Below are 18,159 nucleotides of genomic sequence, written 5' to 3'. Positions count from 1 at the left end.
CCGAATCCGCTGCTTCTTCTGGAAGCAGTGGAAGCGTGGCCGGACCCGTTTCAAGGAACTGACTGCCCGCGGGGTTAGCCGTGATCTAGCCGCTCAGACCGTTGGATCGCCGCACAATGCGTGGCGGCTTAGTTGCAGCCCCGCGCTGAGTCTCGCACTGCCAAACCGGTATCTACGCTCTCTTGGACTTCCCTCCGTCGGTCCAGTCGGCTAACTGATCCGAGCCGCCGTGTACGGACCCGTACGCACGGTGGCGTGGGAGGGGTCGGGCCGCGAGGCCTGCCCCTATCCCGATTCGTTCACATCATCCTGTAAGGTCCCGCAGCATACCAGCCTCCGCTATTGCAACAGAACCGTGTAATGTTCCTGGATGCGCAGATCCGACTCGTGATACAGCAGTCCGTCGAGTACATAGGTCGAATCGCGCACACCGACGTTCACGAGGTTCGGATAGAACGGCGCGTACTGGTCGGAGATGTGCGTGTAGAACATGCGTCCGGGCTCGGCGCCGTATTTCGGATTCACGTGTCCCGTGCTCTCGGCCTTGTTGCCCGCACGGAAGCGCTGCCCATCGGATGACGAGGTGGTGCCATCGCCCCAGTGGGCGGCGAACGGAAGGGCGAACTGTGCGTTGACGAGTTCAGCGAGCGCCTGTGAGTAGGTCTCATCCCGGATGTGCCACGCCTGCAGCCACGACAGTTTCGCGTAGGGTATCCGACGGTTGATCATTCTGATATGCGTGGGTTGGTTACCGCATGACAAACAAAACGTCGGGGAGCTGCCTCAATCTAGATTTGAGGGTTGTGCTGTTTCCAGTTACCTCCTAGTGTTGCCAAGAGGGTTCTCTCACCGTTGCCTGGTCCTAGCCCAAACATCCTGTTGCGTGCTCAACTAACCTCTCATGCTGGCTAAGCCCAACTGAGGGGGGCGACGTGTTGCCCGGTTGCCCAGATAAAGCCTACGAGTTCGCGCGCAATGGCGGTACAGATTGGTTCTTGAGCTTGCCGCGTGCCATCAGGTTTCGAAAGCGCTGACACAGCCGCTTTTGCGCCGCGATCTCCTGGACCTCCGGCGGTGTACGCTCTGCGCGCCGCTGCAGGATTGCGGTCTTTCGTGCGGGATGTCGGTAGGCCCACGCTGCTTCAACCAGCATGCGTCGCACATGGCTGTTGCCCGTCCGCTTGCGTCCACCTCGAGCGGCCCATGTAGCGATAGCCATGGCGCGACAGAAACGACAGCAGCCATTGCTTGGCCTGGCGTTGCAGATGCTTCATGTCCTCCCGCGCACGGGGCAGATCGCGCAGCGCCTCCTGTGTCTCATCCGGAATCCACACGGGGCTCAACTCGCCGGCTCGGTGCAGGCGCGCCAGGCTTAGGGCCTCGCGCCGGTCGGTCTTCACACGTTCGCCCGGCTTCTTCGGAATCAGCGACGGCGCCACGACCTGACAGTCCTGCTTGAGTTCCCGCAGCTGTCGGCAAATTGTGTAGCCGCAGGGGCCGGCTTCGTAGCAGAACGACAACCTTCCCGTGCCGCGCCTGACCTGTGCCACCAGTTTCGCGATGGCCTCGGGCGTGATCACGATCTCGCCCATATACCGCAGCTCGCCGGCCGTGTCGGCGACCGCCACGGCAACCGTTTCCTGATGTACATCCAGGCCCACGTACTTGCTAAACTTGTTCATGACCTGCCCTGGAGTGGACCCTGTAATCCCGGACACAGCCTCACACTATGGTTGCTGAATCCGTCGAGCGCCGAAACTCGCGGGGCGAGCGGTATTTCAGCGCGCTATGGGGATGCTTCTCGTTGTAATGCTCGAATGCGATGGCCAGGTTGCGTGCAGCAGTCTCTGCATCCGGCTTCGGCATGAAGGCGACGTAGTCGCGCTTCATGGTCTTTACGAAGCTCTCGGCCATCCCGTTACTTTGCGGGCTGCACACCGGCGTGGTCAATGGCTTCAGGCCTATGCCCACTGCAAACCTCCGCGTGTCGTCGGCCGTGTAGCCCGAGCCGTTGTCGCTCAACCACTCGATTTCGGATGGCGTATGCAGCGCATTGCCGAAGCGATTTTCCACCGCAGCCAGCATCACGTCGCGCACGATGTCGCCGCTATGGCCCGCCGTCGTGGCCGCCCAGCTCATCGCTTCACGGTCGCAGCAGTCCAGCGCGAACGTCACGCGCAGCGGTTCGCCGTTGTCGCAGCGAAACTCGAAGCCGTCCGAGCACCAACGCTGATTGCTGCGCGCTACAGCCACCTTGCCGTCGTGCCGGCGTTGCGGCCGAGGTGGAATCGGTCGGCGCTCCATCAGCAGCCCGTGCGTGCGCATGACGCGATAGACGCGCTTGGCATTGAACGGCACCAGCCCAGCCGCAACGCGTTCATTGCGCAACGTGCCCCAAACCCGTCGATAGCCATAGCTGGGCAAATCGCCGACGACCCGGCGGATTTCCTCGACCACGGCCGCATCGTCTGTCTGCTTCGATTGACGGCCATCGCGCCATGTCGCCGGACGCGACAGTCGTGCCGATACGTTCGAGCGCGACACGCCGAGAACTTCACAAACCAGCTTCACTGGTCGTCCTCCGGCAGCAAGGGCGAGTGCGCTATCCATTTTTTTGCACGGCCATACTCGACTGCTTCGCGGAGAATCTCGTTCTCCATGGTCTTCTTGCCGAGCATCCGTTGCAGCTCACGAATCTGCTTGAGCGCATCGGCCAGTTCCGACGCCGGAACCACTTCCTCGCCAGCCTTGACCGCTGACAGGCTACCGTCCTGGTACAGCTTGCGCCAGTGGAACAACTGGTTCGGATTCACGCCGTGCTGGCGCGCAACCATCGAAACCGATTTCCCCGGCTCGAGGCTCTCCCGCACCATTGTCAGCTTCTGCTCCGCCGTCCAGCGCCGCCGACGCTCCGGGCCCGTCAACACTTCCATCACTTCCTGCCTGGTGTTAGTCAAAAACACAGTCTTATGCCTACCCGTTAGTTTAAGCGAGAGACTGTGTCCGGCGATTCAGGGGGCCGCTCCATGCCCCCTCAATGCGGCTCTGAGCCGCGGTGTAGCCCACCTCAAGCTTAATCCGCGTACCTTGAGGTGCGGCAGGTCCATACATGATGTCTAGGGGTCAGATTTCAATCGGCGTTGACACCGTCGCGGGAGTCGTCCATCACATCAGACCATCACGGGCGACCGCCCCTCTGGCTCTGACACCCTTTGTCCGCAACCCCACATTGCCTACATCCGCCGGCCCGATTGGAAGAAATTCGACACTTCACGTCGAGATGGCCAGACTCCGTTGGCTGTGTCGTGCTCGCATTCAGCGCCAGCGACCTTCAGCCGTACGCCTACCACGTGCATATGCTCACCGGATGGCCACCGCGCGAACCGGTTGCGATCTGGCTGCGCGTTTACCGCGTCACCTCGCAAGGCTCAAACCATTGCAGAGCATTGGGTTTGGACTGCGGCCGCGCTTGAAACCATTAGCAACCGATGCACATGTGATGGCGTTGGCCCAAGTTTTGCGTTTGCTTTTCGCGGACCATTATGAGTGGATTGAATTAGGACTTACGCAGCGTCGAGCGTTGCGCCTTTATGTCTCGACCAACTGCACGCTGACCAACTTCGCCGACCACGTTGACAACATGAGCCACGATGCCATCAACCGTTTTTTGCGACGGGAGCACATGACGCTGCGCCTGGTGTGGGACAACGTGCGTGGGCAGCTCGTCGCGCATGAAGACGGCTGCATCGTATTCGACGATTCCGTGACCGACAAGGACTTCTCGCACAAGATCGAACTCGTGCGGCGGCAATACAGCGGCAACGCCCACGGCCTCATCAAGGGCATCGGTGTGGTGAACTGTGTGTACGTGAATCCGCAGAGCGGCGAATACTGGATTATCGATTACCGTATTTACGATCCGGACGGCGACGGCAGGTCCAAACTCGATCACGTGCTGGACATGCTGACCAACGTGGTTCATCACAAAAACCTGCCGTTTCGCCGCGTGCTCATGGATATGATGCTGTTCATCGAATCGCTTTGGAGGACGTACTACTGCCCGCTGCGCAGTAACCGGCTGGTCGACGACTCCGAAGGTGAATTGCCATACCGGCATGTTGATTCGCTGCAATGGGACGCCCATTCTCTCGCGCACGAAGACGATCAAGATCAGGGGCTTTCCGAAACATCACAAGGTGAAACTGTTCCGGGTAGAGGTGTCGACACACCGCACGGACTGGGTCGTGACCAACGAGCTCACCCAGGATTCTTTGCCGGCGACACAAGACGCGTGTGGCCTGCGATGGAAGGTCGAGCAGTTAAACCGCGAACTCAAGCAGCTCACGGGTCTTCAGCGTTGCCAGTGCCGAAAGGCCGGCATCCAGCGCAACCATATCGCGAGCGCGGTACTCGTATGGGTCCGTCTGGCCGATATCGCGCGCAAGACCGGGCGCACGCTCTACCAAGTCAAGCACGAACTGCTCGATGATTTCCTCCGCCGCGAACTCAGAAATCCGTCCGTAACCATGCGTTTTGCGTAAGTCCTATGAATGACGATTGAACACGAAATCAAATCTCAACGGCGCTGCAGTTACAGCCGGCGTTTTTGCGCGAGCACCCAACACGGTTGCGGAGCGTGTGCCTGCCACGAACTCGCGACCCTTGTCTGGACGGATCACGGGGACTGCGTACACGCACAAGGAATGCGGCTAACACTGGCACGCAAACCACGACAACGGCAAGGATTGCGGCAATGCAATAGGGGAGTGTTCAAAAGTGTCAAAGCCACCATGCCGAATGTCTACTGACATTACAAGATGACAAAATTAGACGCTTCTTTGCACGCCGTGCCGTCCGGCCAAGACTCTGGGCTTTCTTGCCTCATCATGATGGCGATGTTGCACGGCCTTCCGGTTGATGAATCTCAGCTGCGCCACCAATTTGGGAACAACGTCTTTGGCAACCAGTTGCTGCTGTTGGCGGCCAAGGAAATCGGCATGACAGCAAAGCTGGTGCATCAGTCCGTGGACCGAATTGATCGCGCTCCGTTGCCAGCCATCGGTATCGACAACGACGGGCAGTATTTCATCGCAGGAAAATACGATACTAGTGGGGAAGAGCCGCGAATGGTCATGCAACGGCCGGGTAGCACACCAGTTATCCTCCCATTGAATGAATTCATCGGGTTATGGTCCGGGAAGCTAATTTTTTGCACCAGCAAAGCTAGTTTTACCGGAAACCTGGCCAAGTTCGACTTCACGTGGTTTATCCCTGCGATCGTAAAATATCGGAGTCTGCTGCGCGAAATTTTATTGATATCCCTAGTATTGCAAATCATCGGCCTTGTCACGCCGATGTTCTTTCAGGCCGTAATGGATAAGGTTCTTGTCAGTAATGCGATGCAGACGTTGAATGTGATCGCGATTGGGCTCATTTCTGCGATCTTCTTTGAAGTGACCTTGACTGCAATTCGAAACTGGGTATTTGCTCATACCAGCAGCAAGATCGACGTTGAACTCGGAGCTCGGCTATTCCGCCACCTGTTAGGCTTGCCGCTAACGTATTTTCATACTCGCAGGGTTGGGGATTCAGTGGCGCGCGTACGGGAGTTGGAAAATATCCGAAGTTTTTTGACCGGCAACGCCATGACATTAGTGCTGGATCTGATTTTTTCGATCGTATTCTTTGCTGTAATGATGGTTTACAGCGGAGCGCTAACGTTAATTGTGACTGTCTCGATTCCGCTCTATGCACTGCTATCAATGGTGTGCACGCCTATCATTCGCAACCGACTTGATGCCAAGTTCAATCGCAGCGCCGAAAACCAATCGTTTCTGGTTGAGACGATCAGTGGGATTGATACCGTCAAGGCGATGGCCGTCGAACCCCGCTGGACTCAGAAGTGGGACAAACAGCTAGCTGCCTATGTAGCCGCGGGGCTGTCTGTCAATAACGTCGCGGCCATCGCCAATAGCGGGGTCACACTGATAAGTAAGCTAGTCAACGTAGCCATCATGTGGTGGGGCGCGAAGCTCGTGATAGACCAAAAGATGACAGTAGGTGAATTGGTTGCTTTCAATATGCTGGCAGGGCAGGTCTCCAACCCAATCTTGCGCCTAGCGCAACTATGGAATGATTTCCAGCAGGTAGGCGTCTCAATGGGAAGATTAGGCGACATCCTCAACGCTCGCACGGAGGTCGTCGGCCGCAAGTCGCGCTTGCCGAAGCTGACCGGTGCGGTGGAATTCGACCGTGTTGTGTTCCGCTATCGGCCCGATGCACCGGAAGTCATTCGCGGAGTTTCATTGTCCATCAGGCCGGGCGAGGTGATTGGAATTGTTGGTCGTTCGGGTTCGGGAAAAAGCACGCTTACGAAGCTGGCACAAAGGCTCTACATCCCGGAAAGCGGGCGTGTACTAATTGACGGTCACGATATTGCTACGATTGAAACCGCTTCATTGCGCCAGCAAATCGGAGTGGTGCTGCAAGAAAACATGCTATTCAATCGATCGATACGAGACAACATCGCGTTGTCAATGCCGAACGCCTCTCTGGATGCGATCATCGCAGCGGCTAGCCTTTCCGGTGCGCATGAGTTTATTTGCCAGTTGCCAGAAGGATACGACACGATGGTAGGCGAGCACGGCACCGGTCTGTCGGGCGGGCAAAGGCAACGCGTTGCGATTGCCCGTGCGCTCCTTCCCAATCCGCGAATCCTGATTTTTGACGAGGCCACGAGCGCATTGGACTATGAATCGGAGAAGATCATTCACAAAAACATGCGAAGCATCTGCCGTGGGCGCACTGTGCTGATCATCGCGCACCGACTATCAACCGTCCGTGGGGCGAATCGCATCGTGACAATGGAGCGCGGCCAGATAGCGGAGGTCGGCAGTCACGAAGAGCTCCTCAAGATCCCGCAGGGAATGTACGCTCACTTGTACAGCCTGCAGCAGGGGGGCATGGCGTGAATCTGCGTCACCAATGGCAGGCATGGGGTGAACTGTGGCGCAGGTACCGCGATCATTTCGCGTACGCGTGGCGGGAGAGACGCGCACTTACACCACGTGACCTGAACTCCGAGGAGGCGGAGTTTTTGCCTGCAGCTCTATCGTTGCAGGAAAAACCGGTCTCGCCAACTGGCCGCTGGGTGGCAAAGATCTTAATTCTGTGGATTGTGGTCGCAATCACGTGGTCAATTCTGGGGCATGTCGACATAGTTGTGAATGCCGTCGGCAAGGTGATTCCATCAGGATACAGCAAGGCTCTTGCGTCAGTTGAGGTCGCTCGCGTGCGAGCATTGCACGTCACGGAAGGTCAGACGGTTCACGCTGGCGACGTTCTCGTTGAACTCGATTCGCGCACTGTGGACAGCGACCTAGAAAAGGCTCGCGGCGGTGCAGCGATAGCTGCATCGCACGCTGCCGGTGCACGCGCTTTGATTGCGGCGGTTGACAGCGATCGGCCGCCTGTTCTGGCGCCGAATTCGGGCGTTCCGCGTGAGCGCTGGCATGAAACCGAACAGAACTTGAACGGGCAGTGGCATGACTATGTCGCCAAGCGGCGCCGATTGGAGGGAGAGATCAGCCACGCTGAAGCGGCGCTTCCGTTGGCAGTAGAGCGCGAGCGGGACTACGCGCAGCTGTCGAAAGAAGACGACGTGTCACGCGATGCATATCTCAAGAAGAAGCAGGAGCGTATCGACCTCCAGGCTCAACTTATTGACGCGCGAAACCAGAGAGCGGTTTTGATTGCGGAAACGCGCAAGACGGCACTCGATGCGCTGGACGACGCGGAGCGGGTGCTCAATGATGCTACGAAGGATGCTGCACGCGCCGAAGCGCACGGCGACCTTCTCAAACTGGTTGCGCCTGTGGACGGTACTGTGCAGCAACTGGCTGTACATACTATCGGAGGAGTGGTCCCGGCGGCTGTGCCTTTGATGAAGCTAGTTCCCACCACGAGCAAGGTAGAGGTCGAAGCCTTTATCGAAAGTAAGGATGTCGGTTTCGTCAGGGAGGGACAAAGCGCGGCTGTCAAGATCGATGCCTTCGAATACATAAAATACGGCACTGTTGCTGCGCGTGTGACCCATGTTTCACACGACGCTATCAAGGATGAGAAGCGGGGGCTGATTTATTCCGTAAAGGTGATGCTGGATCGACCGACGATGGAAATTGATGGCCGATCCGTTGCCCTGACGCCTGGTATGGGCGTAAGTGTCGAAATCAAAACTGGAACGCGACGAGTCATTGAATATGTTTTGTCACCGCTTATTGAGGAATCCCGCGAGAGTTTGCATGAACGGTAAGAGAGCGAGCAGCCGGCTGCGCGGAATAGTGATTCTGCTTGGCTTATTCGTCGGCGCACGCGCCCATAGCTCTGGCGTACCGGACCTTCTGGAAGACCCGCTGCTGACCCGACCGCCCCTGCTCAGTCATGGTGCCATTTTACAAAGTGGAACGCCGGCGGTTACATGTCCCGCCGCCATCGATCTCGCACGGCCGCTGACCTTGGCCGGCGCAGTCGACATCGGTTTATGCAACAACCCACAGATCGGTGCTTCGTTTGCCGCAATCAAAGCGCAAGCCGCGGCGGTCGGCGAAGCACGGGCGTCCTATCTTCCAACGCTGTCGGCAGATGTATCACCCTTACGTACCCGGACACAGTACCCTGACTCGCCTATTTCTAGCTCAACCGCAAATGGGCATACCCTGAGTGCGGGCGTGGCTTGGCGAATGTTCGACTTTGGCGCGCGCGCTGCGAGCAGCGAAGCTGCAAACCGTTCATTGCAGGCCGCTTTGGCTAGCCACGACGCGTCGATTCAAAAGGTGATGTCGGACATTGTGGAGGCTTACTTCAACGCACAGATGGCTCAGGCGACGCTAGCGGCGCGCGCCGAATCTACCTCGATGGCTCAACAAACCTATGAGGCCGTTGAACGCCGGCAGCGAATGGGCGTGGCTGAGCAAAGCGATAGCTTGCAAGCCGCCACGGCCCTTGCCAAGGCGAAACTCGCCGAACAGCAGGCTGCCGCGGACGATCGCGTATCGAATGGAGCTTTGCTCTATTTTCTCGGGGTAGCTCCTTCAACCGAACTGAGGCTCGCAGGATTGGAAGACGCGGCGACATCTCATGTTGTGGAAGACCTGAATTACTGGCTCGAGGAGACTGCCACGCGGCATCCAGCGATTATCGCGGCCCGCGAGCAGTGGAAAGCCGCGCGGGCGGAGGTGAAGGTCGCACGGTCCGAAGGCCTACCGACTATTGACCTCGTGGGCAACTTTTATCAGAACGGTTACCAGAACCAAGGGATGCAGGCGATTCACAGTAATACAACAACTGTGGGTATCACTGTGACGATTCCGTTCTTTGATGGGTTCTCAAGCACATACAAGGTGAGAAGAGCGCAAGCGCAGGCAGAACAAAGCGAGTCCCAGCTCCATGATACTGAGCAGCAAGTTTTAACGGACGTGATTAAGGCTCAGGCGGAGGCTGTCGCCGCGGCAGGAAAATTGCAAGCCGCGAAAGAGCTGCTTCGAGCGGCCCGCTCTGCGGTTGCGTCTTCGCGGCGGCGCTACGACAAGGGCGTTGCCAACATCCTTGAGTTGCTATCGGTGCAGTCGGCACTTGCGGACGCTCAGCAGGAGCGAGTTCGCAGCGTTGTCGAATGGGAGTCGGACCGCGTGAAGCTGCGGGCGGCAGCCGGCGCACTTGATCGGAGTGCGATAGGAGATCATGTGTTCTAGCGGGGAATCCAGTTTGCCGCAAGCATCGGACTGGCGGTGGTTATGGAGCAGCTGCCATCCGTAATGGGCATTCCCTTTGAAGACGGAGTCCCGGTGATTGAAAGCGCACCGGTTCCTCAAGCGCTGGCCGCCTAATCATGCGACCGACCCGCATACACCACTCTTGACGATTTCTCCGGCATATCAGCGCAAGATGAAACTCAATCTCCACGATCTCTCTTCTATGCGCGTTCATGTGTTTGAAGGGGCCCGGAATAGTTGGTAGGCAGTTTGAAAGGCGTGCCTGCTTGTTCCTCAAGTGTTGTGATTTGTGATCTTTTCAGGGGGTGACATGGCGTCAATTACGCGAAGCAGAAGGGAACTGGTCGTTACGGAAAGACAGGGATTTTTGACGAAATCATCAAAAACGGGCGAGACGATCGAGGGTAGAGTAGATAACAATATCGATGTGTTACGTAATTCACTTGGGAGCCCATTAATCAGCGCAGGATCTGGAAATTTTAACGATATGATCGGCGGTCAAGCCAACTCAGTGGGGCTCGCTCGTAACGATTTCGACTCTATGTCAATTGATTGCGGGCTTCCAAAATCAACTCGTATGTACAGGACCGATGATATCGCCCAAACCGGTGTCAATGGCTTGAGAACCCATCTTTCAGAGCTTACGGATAGAGTCGATATATACCGAAACTGCGTCGCCGCATATCTATCTGATACGATCGATAGCTTTGAAATGCGCAGATATAACGACAAGATCGCCTGCGTTCATCCGCAGCCACAATCACAGCAAAAATACACATACAGCTCGATACTTTCAGATTTACAAAGCGTTGCTAGCGCCATTGGAAGCGGTGGATTAACAGACGCACAATTGAATAGTCTTAAGACTTACGCGTCAGAAGTATCGGCGCAACTTGGAAAATCGTCATGCCTTGCCTATGTGACCAATGCATTGGTCAACGGCAACGCCGCTAACGTTGACTGGACGGGCGGACAGAACACCTCATCCAAGCTGGGCGATCTTGCCCCTGGCAGTAGTCAGCTCCAGTTCAACGAGCTGATTGATAAATGGTTCCTAGGCTCCGACAACCCATCGTTGTCGGGCCTTGGCGGTAGCTATGCGAACGTTACGCAGCCGTTGTTCGGCACGAGCGGCGCGCCAACTGCAAACGATGTCAACCAAGGCCGCGTAGGCGACTGTTATCTGATGGCGGCACTCGCATGTGTGGCACAGGATGAGCCGAGCAAAATTGCGTCGATGTTTACGAGTGATGGCAACGGGGTTTACGGGGTTAGGTTCTATGATGGCCCAGGAAATCCCGTTTACGTTACTGTGAATGATGCAGTTGCTCAAAATGCTGCGGAAAATTCCTGTGATAGCTGGGTTCAAATTCTCGAGAAGGCCTTTGTAGAATACCAGCACATGAACGGCCTCGCGAATCAATATAAAGCAATTGACGGTGGCTGTGACATTGGCCTCGCGGCTGTGACTGGAAGGCAAGCGGAGTCCTATGAGTGTTCCTCTTTTTCACAGACATCGTGGGATGACACGGTGAAGCAATCCATCATCAGTGGTTTGAATAATAAAACCGAGGTGATGTACGGTTGCTCTCAGAACACTACGGATCCTTCAGGCCAGATAGAGCTGGTGAACGAACACATGTTCTCTGTTCTTGGGTATGACCAATCAACCGGGGATTTTATTCTCCGGAATCCGTGGGGAAACCATAATGGCAACAATCGATACGACACTCAGTTTGAAGTGTCTGCCGATCAACTTTGGAACAAGGGTGGGGGCGGCGAAGTAATCATTTCAGATCCCGAATCTAATTGCGTTGCCAAATCCACATCCGGTGGCACGCTTGGTAGTCAGGTTAATAGCCTGGTCGCCAGTATGAGCGCGCTGCATTTTCAATCATCCGAATGGGGTGCGGCGTATACGAGGCTGCATTCGGTCGATCAGCAAATCAACACAACACATATAGCGTAGGCCAAAACGCAAGGTGGATCGAAGGTGTGAAGGTCTACCACCCGGGACTGCGGCGAGGCGTCACGCGCGGATGGCGGGCGATGATCAGACGCCGCAGTGCGATTGAGCCAGCCATCGGCCACATGAAAACAGATGGCAAACTCGATCGGAACTGGCCGAAGGGAGCGCTCGGTGACGCGCTGCATGCGACACCCGTCCAACAATTTGGGGTGTTTTTTCATGAGCAAGTACAGCGTGCGGTTCAAGCGCTCGGTTGTCCTTGAACTCAACAGAATACGTTTGTTTCGTCTTCAACTCGTACCTCTGACTCTTCTCGATAAGAAAGTTCAGAGGCGACAACTACTATGACGCCGGGGGCTCATTGAGCCGATCCTCGATCCACTATTCCATGCGGATTCGTATGGTTACCGTCGCACCGAAAGCGCGCCCGGCATGATAGGCCCCATAAACCTTGACGTGAAGCAAACAGGAGAGCGTAGTGCGGGAAAACCGCAAGCTGCGTTCGACGTGGCGGGAGCTGGAAACGTGACTATGGCAGCCGGACTGAGGGCCACCGCGAAAGCGGTGGAAAGACCACCGCGCGCCAGTTCTCGACCCTACCTGAGAGGGCCTGCGGGTGCGATTCCCGCGGGCTACTCACCCACGGTGTACGGGGAATCTGAGGCGGGGAATTGAAGGCGGTGGACTTGGTCTGGACGAATTGGTTCGTCACGGGGCGCAGCAAGTGATTCAATAAGCGATCGAAGCGGAGCTGGCAGAACTGATGGAGCGGTTCGCGAACGTCAAGACTTTGCACGGGCAGCGCGCCGTCGTGCGCAACGGCTGCTTGCCAGAGCGCGAGGTGTTGACAGCCGCCGGCCCGATTGCTGTGAAGGTGCCAAAAGGTGCGCGACCGATCGGGATCGGGCGTGAAGTTCAATTCGACGATTGGCCGCCGTACGTGAGGAGTCGCCTCGCGTGAGCGCAGCGCTGCCCTGGCTGTATCTGAAGGGTATCTCGACGGGCGATATGAGCGAAGCGTTGAGCGTGCTGCCAGGCGATGACGCCAAGGGCTTGTCGGCCAACGTGGTAAGCCGGCTTAAGGCGCAATGGGCCGACGAGCATGTGGCCTGGAGCCGGCGTGATCTGTCGGAGTCGCACTATGTCTATTGGTGGGTCGACGGCATTCACACGGGGCTGCGCAGCGAGAACTCCGATGGGCAATGCTTGCTCGTGATCATCGGCGTGAAACCGGACGGGAGCAAAGAGCGTGTGGCGATCGGCGATGGGTATCGCGAGACGAAAGCGTCGTGGCTGGAGCTTCTGCTCGACCTGAAAAAGCGCGGTCTGAAGGCAGGACCTCTGGCTGGCGGTCGGCGACGGCGCAATGGGCTTCTGGGCGGCGCTGGAAGAGGTGTTTCCGGCCACGCGTGGTCAGCGCTGTTGGTTTCACAAGATGGGCAACGTCTGAACGCGCTGCCAAGTCGCAACAAGCGCGTGCGAAGGCCGACATGCAATCGATCTGGATGGCCGCGACCCGCGCCGACGCGTACGCTGCGTTCGATCGTTTCGTATCGATCTATGCGGCGAAATATCCGAAGGCGACCGAGACGTTGAAGAAGGACCGAGACAGCTTGCTGGCCTTCTACGAGTTCCCCGCCGAACATTGGCAGCACCTGCGCACGACCAACGCGATTGAATCGACGTTCGCGACGGTGCGTCACCGTACGACACGCACGCGTAACTGCGTGTCGCGGCCGACCTTCCTCGGCCTGGCATTCAAGCTGATTGAGAAAGCTGAGAAAAGTTGGCGCCGTATCAACGGCCCGGAAAAAATCAAGCTGTTGCTCGAGGGCATTGCCTTCAAGGACGGCGACTCGGTGCAAGACGATCGACCGGTTCAGCAGAAACTCGCCGCTTGATATCGACCGTCACGATGCTGCCCATACACCACTCTTGACGTTAGCTCTGTTTCGTGTTGCGTGAAGACAAAGAGATCGTGGATTCCGCTCATTGTGAGTGAATGAGGGCGAATGAATGAGGGGGGTGTGACTGCGGCCGCGCTCCGATGTCCCGGACCAAGATTCCCGGTTGAAACTTGCATGTAGAACAGTCATCTCATCCATCGCTTGGCTTCATGACGCCAACCCGGTTCGTGTAAGCCTGGCTGGCGGCGCAGCGGGAAGGGGATTCTGCTGCATAACCCGGGGGTGTCCGGAAGGGGAGATTTGGGGGGCCATATGCGGTTAAAGAGCGCGACGCGCGGCAATGGTCTGTATTTGGACAAGGTAGGTCGACGCAAATCAATTTGCGAGTTTGGTGCGTCGGCTACTTTTCTTTAAGCATATCCTATATTGATAGAAAACGTCGATAAGGAAATGAAAATGGCAACGGGTAAGGTTAAATGGTTCAACGATGAAAGAGGGTACGGATTCATTCAGCCAGACGACGGAAGCTGCGATCTGTTTGTGCATTACTCTGATATCCAGATAGAGGGATTCAAGACGCTACAGGATAATCAAAGGGTAACCTTCGAAGCAAAAAACGGGCCCAAGGGCAGGCAGGCGATAAGCATCCAGCCGCACTGACCATGCGCTTTCTGGTAATGCCGCGGCAGCAAGGAAGACATGGGCGCAATGCGGCATCAGGTGGCCGCCGGTAGGTGGCGTTTAATCTGGGCGAGGAGAGCTGGAACCTAACACTGGTTGATAGCCGAGGTGACACAGCGGCGGAATGGTCGCTGCGCGTGATACGGCAGCTGTCCTCATCGCGAACGCAAGGGTGCGATGCAATCCCGGCAATGCGCACGGTTCTAGAGTCCAATTCGCAGCTTGGCATGTCAATGTCATAGAGCCAGCGTGTATGGCGCCCGGATCGAAGGTTGGGCCTGGGCTGCTTTCTGTGTAGGCCTATCACCTCATGCCGGATATGATGCCACCCCTGTTATTGACGTGCTCGTTCGATACACGGCTAGCTGTTTCGTGCATGCGGATATCGCGGGTTGTGTTATTGCAACATGCAGCGAACGGGAAGGTGTTTCGGTCCACAAACGAAGTTTGACTCCATGTATTCGATCTCACCCACTAGCTCAGCGCGTTGCAATCTCGGAATCAGCTCATCGAACAGAATCCGCATCTCCATGTGCGCGAGATGTCGACCAAGGCATACGTGGCCGCCGACACCGAACGCGATATGTGGGTTGGGTCTGCGATCAATATTGAATGTGAATGGCGAAGGGAAGACTTCTTCGTCGCGATTCGCCGAGCCATAGCACAACATCAGCCAATCTCCCTTGCGAATTTTTCGGCCCCGGATATTAGTGTCGGCAGTCGCTGTACGCATGAAATGATGAACCGGCGATGCGAATCTAAGGCATTCATCGATAAAATGTGGAATGAGCGATCGATTTGCCTGAAGCTGTGGTAGCAACTCCATAAAGCGGCACAATGCCCACATTGCGACCGACGTGGACGACGACACTGTATGATGCCCTGCGGCAGCGATAATTACGTAATAGCCGAGGCGGGTTACGTCATCGATAGGCTGCCCATTGATGACCGCGTTGGCTAGCAAAGTCGCGACATCATTGCGCGGGTCCTTCCGGCGCGCTTCGTTTAAGCTTTCGAAGTACTCCCTGAAGTCGTCAACTACAGACAGGAGCGCATTGCCCGTCGCACTGCTCGCGTCGCCTTGGCGCACCGTATCGCGTGTGTATTCCTCGTCTTCACTCCCGAACATCTCGTAAGTTAGTGCAAGTATGCGAGGAAAATCCTCCTGAGGGACACCGAGAATATCCATGATTACGTGCAGTGGGTACTGCGACGCGAATGCGCCTGAAAAATCGATCACCTTTCCGTTGTGTTGCTGCAGCTTCGCGACCATCGCACGGGCTAGCGATCTAATACGGTCTTCAAGCTTGAGAATACTGTTCGGCATGAACCAGGATTGAGTCAGCGCGCGTAAACTTTTGTGTTCTTCGCCATCGATGTGCACGAGCGACCGAACAATGTTCGGTGAACCGGTCGTGGACATAATATGCTCTATCGATGCTCTAGGGCGACACACGACAGAATAATCTCCATTGTGGAATAGAGAATTATTCCGTGAGATCATAGAGACGTCGGCGTGTTTTGTAATCACCCAAAACGGGTCATGCCCGGCAGCCGTCGCTCTCCCGACAGGGTTGTTTGCGCGTGCCCAAGTGTAAATTTCGTGGAGGCCATCGATGTCCGTGTGGGACTTCGGATCGACGATGCGGTTCGCTATTTCTCTTGGTAGGTCATATTTTTGCATTCTGTTTGAGTCCAGGGAGGTTCGTGTTAGTGGACGCGCGACACGAAAGAGCGTCTACGCGCGCGATGATCCAGTCTGCTAACGTAGAGAGCTCATTTCAGTTGGTGCTTGCCGATCGATTTAACTTTATCGCAGGCGGGTGCTCCCCGCGGGTGGTGGTTGGTGTGGTGGCTGTCAATTTGCGTCCGGCGTATCTAATTATCATATTATGATTTCCCATTTCATCCTTAATCCATATAAACATTGTTCTTTGATATCGATGATATTGAGGATACGCGGCGGAACGTATGCAAATTAATGCGCGGACTGTAGTCTCCTGTTGAAGTTAAGATAATTAATTGGTGTGATGGTTTCGCCAGTTTAACCAATAAGACGCGACGCCGATCAGGAATGTCAGGAAGGTCAGAAAATTTAGTCATGCATCGAAAGTGGGGGCGTGACTCGCCAACGCTGGCAGCGTCAGTCGGGTCATTTGGGAGGATCGATCGGTGCTGTGAGTCGTTGCATTCCAGCATGTTTAGCTCTATTCAGAACTTTTGACGGATCGCGGCGCGAGCAAGGATCTGGCGATTGCTGGATGAGTCACCCACATTCGCGACGCTCGCAACAGCGGGAACCCCAAGAGACGATGTCCCAGATGCTTGTTGCCAACCGATTTCGAAATAGACGTCGGTTCGCTTGGATAAAAAGTAGTCTGTTGAAATCGTTACTTGGTTGAAGTGCTGGTTTCCGAGTATGTGTCCCGAAACGTCTTGAATGCCATTCGATTGCAAGTAGTCGTATGATGCTGCGACTGTCCACGCTTGGCTGAAACGATACATTATTCCGACATCGTAGTTGTTGAATATGACTGTTCCGTCCAGCTGAGGCAGGGCGAGATTCGCGTATTGAACATTAGAGAACGATGCTGCCACGATGACGCGGCCGATTGTGAAGTTGGATGCTACGACTACAGACTGATACGCTTGGGCGGAGGCATATCCACGGTTGATAGCACCTTGAAGAGGAGAGATTCCATTCAAATAGGCAGTAAAAAATCCTGTGCCTGGCGCTGCGGTGGGGTTCTTAAAGTACTCGAATGATGCCCCCAGTTTCAATGGCCCTTTCACGTAACCTGCACCTACCGAATAACCACTGGTAGATGTGAAGTTACCGGCAATACCACCAAAGCTGTACTCAATTCCGAAGCTCGCGCCGTAGATGTCAGGGCTCATGTATCGGACAGAATTATTCGGTCGAACCGTGTTGGACGCATTGTCCAGATCCCCTGGGTGTCCCGCCGGCGCGCCTCCGACCAGTGCTTCGGCAGTCAGCGGCTCGGGAAAGTAGAAGATCATGTCGTATTGACGTCCAAATGTCAGGCCGCCGCAGTTGTCGCTTTTGATACCGATGAAGGCTTGACGACCAAATAGCAGGCCGCCCTGACCAGCCTGACCTTGATTTAGGTTTACGCCTGACTCAAGGGTGAACGTTGCATGTAAACCGCCACTGAGATCCTCGCTCCCGGTCAGGCCCCATCGACTTCCCATGAGGCCGCTAAGCGAGTCAAGCGAAATTCTCTTGCTATCAGCAACGTTGCTTTGGTACATAATGCCTTCGTCGAGTACACCGTAGAGATTCACAGTCCCTTGTGCTTGAGCCAAGGATGACGCACCAAATAAAGCCAGAAATATCGACCTTTCCCAACCACGCATAATTAGATTTCCAGGAGCGTGTGAGTGAGAAGCTCTGTTTCGCTCGACGACATCTGTCTGTACAGCGCTGCGACGTGCTGCCACGATTGCGCCGATGTTGGTGTGCTCCAAAATAGAGCGCTACAGCGGAAGAAAGCCACTGTATCGTTGATATGTGCAGTTGCCTCTTTGCATTTTTTGGAGATCATATCTGTGCGACTTAGGCTTTACTGTATGGCGTCCAAGGTGTCAAACGGGTTGAGCGCAAGATCGCTTCACATTTCCAGAGCACAGATCGTGCCGACTCAGATTAGTCGGCGAAAAGGAGCCACCAGGCGCAGTGCGACGTCTTCAGGTGGATTGATATCCGATGAAGATCGTCGTGCGGACCGCCCGATGTGCGACAGTCCTCATTTCGTTTGTGAGCATTTGGTCAATACGCGACAATTGACATGGGCTGAAGAGCCGTCTATTC

The 18,159-nt window shown here is 55.8% G+C and carries 8 protein-coding genes and 5 pseudogenes; 8 read left to right on the top strand and 5 right to left on the bottom strand.

Annotated elements, in window-relative coordinates; genetic code table 11:
* Positions 1–354: 354 nt before the first annotated feature.
* The 3 genes and pseudogenes from BFD71_RS35350 to BFD71_RS35340 all read right to left on the bottom strand — a co-directional run.
* Positions 355–753: pseudogene (locus BFD71_RS35350) on the bottom strand (Tn3 family transposase); the annotation flags it as partial.
* 155 nt (positions 754–908) lie between these two features.
* Positions 909–1,682 (bottom strand): annotated as a pseudogene (locus BFD71_RS35345) (IS110 family transposase).
* 40 nt (positions 1,683–1,722) lie between these two features.
* A protein-coding gene (locus BFD71_RS35340; protein WP_141710905.1) for an IS3 family transposase occupies positions 1,723–2,933 on the bottom strand; the annotation gives its coding sequence in 2 pieces (ribosomal slippage) (positions 1,723–2,618 and positions 2,618–2,933; 1,212 coding nt in all).
* A 617-nt stretch (positions 2,934–3,550) separates the two neighbouring features.
* Between BFD71_RS35340 and BFD71_RS39800 the strand changes: the two are divergent.
* The 8 genes and pseudogenes from BFD71_RS39800 to BFD71_RS35300 all read left to right on the top strand — a co-directional run bounded on the left by BFD71_RS39800 (position 3,551) and on the right by BFD71_RS35300 (position 14,306).
* A pseudogene (locus tag BFD71_RS39800) lies at positions 3,551–4,541 on the top strand (IS701 family transposase).
* A 276-nt stretch (positions 4,542–4,817) separates the two neighbouring features.
* Positions 4,818–6,971, top strand: coding sequence for a type I secretion system permease/ATPase (locus BFD71_RS35325; protein ID WP_069268851.1), 2,154 nt, complete (start codon positions 4,818–4,820; stop codon positions 6,969–6,971).
* Positions 6,968–8,311: an HlyD family type I secretion periplasmic adaptor subunit gene (locus BFD71_RS35320; protein ID WP_069268850.1), complete on the top strand. Its 1,344-nt coding sequence runs from the start codon at positions 6,968–6,970 to the stop codon at positions 8,309–8,311. Before BFD71_RS35325 ends, BFD71_RS35320 begins: the two co-directional genes overlap by 4 nt.
* On the top strand, positions 8,301–9,749 hold the full coding sequence (locus BFD71_RS35315; RefSeq protein ID WP_069268849.1) for a TolC family protein: 1,449 nt from the start codon (positions 8,301–8,303) through the stop codon (positions 9,747–9,749). The genes BFD71_RS35320 and BFD71_RS35315 overlap by 11 nt, the downstream gene beginning before the upstream one ends.
* Positions 9,750–10,080: 331 nt before the next feature.
* Positions 10,081–11,739 carry a C2 family cysteine protease gene (locus BFD71_RS39795; protein WP_141710904.1) on the top strand — a complete coding sequence of 553 codons (1,659 nt, stop codon included), beginning with the start codon at positions 10,081–10,083 and terminating at the stop codon, positions 11,737–11,739.
* Between the two features lie 23 nt (positions 11,740–11,762).
* A pseudogene (locus tag BFD71_RS40995) lies at positions 11,763–11,927 on the top strand (IS5/IS1182 family transposase); the annotation flags it as partial.
* A gap of 470 nt (positions 11,928–12,397) precedes the next feature.
* Positions 12,398–13,640 (top strand): annotated as a pseudogene (locus tag BFD71_RS35305) (IS256 family transposase).
* Positions 13,641–14,102: 462 nt separating this feature from the next.
* Positions 14,103–14,306: a cold-shock protein gene (locus BFD71_RS35300; protein WP_069268847.1), complete on the top strand. Its 204-nt coding sequence runs from the start codon at positions 14,103–14,105 to the stop codon at positions 14,304–14,306.
* A gap of 418 nt (positions 14,307–14,724) precedes the next feature.
* Here BFD71_RS35300 and BFD71_RS35295 read toward each other — a convergent pair whose 3' ends face one another.
* Both BFD71_RS35295 and BFD71_RS39785 read right to left on the bottom strand, forming a co-directional pair.
* Positions 14,725–16,011: a cytochrome P450 gene (locus BFD71_RS35295; protein ID WP_069268846.1), complete on the bottom strand. Its 1,287-nt coding sequence runs from the start codon at positions 16,009–16,011 to the stop codon at positions 14,725–14,727.
* Between the two features lie 527 nt (positions 16,012–16,538).
* Complete coding sequence (locus BFD71_RS39785) at positions 16,539–17,705, bottom strand: porin (protein WP_083245644.1); 1,167 nt, start codon at positions 17,703–17,705, stop codon at positions 16,539–16,541.
* Positions 17,706–18,159 lie beyond the last annotated feature (454 nt).

This window comes from Paraburkholderia nodosa (genome assembly GCF_001718195.1).
Classification (GTDB): domain Bacteria; phylum Pseudomonadota; class Gammaproteobacteria; order Burkholderiales; family Burkholderiaceae; genus Paraburkholderia; species Paraburkholderia nodosa_A.
Note: the sequence above shows the minus strand (reverse complement) of the source record. Positions and strands in the feature narration are given on the sequence as shown.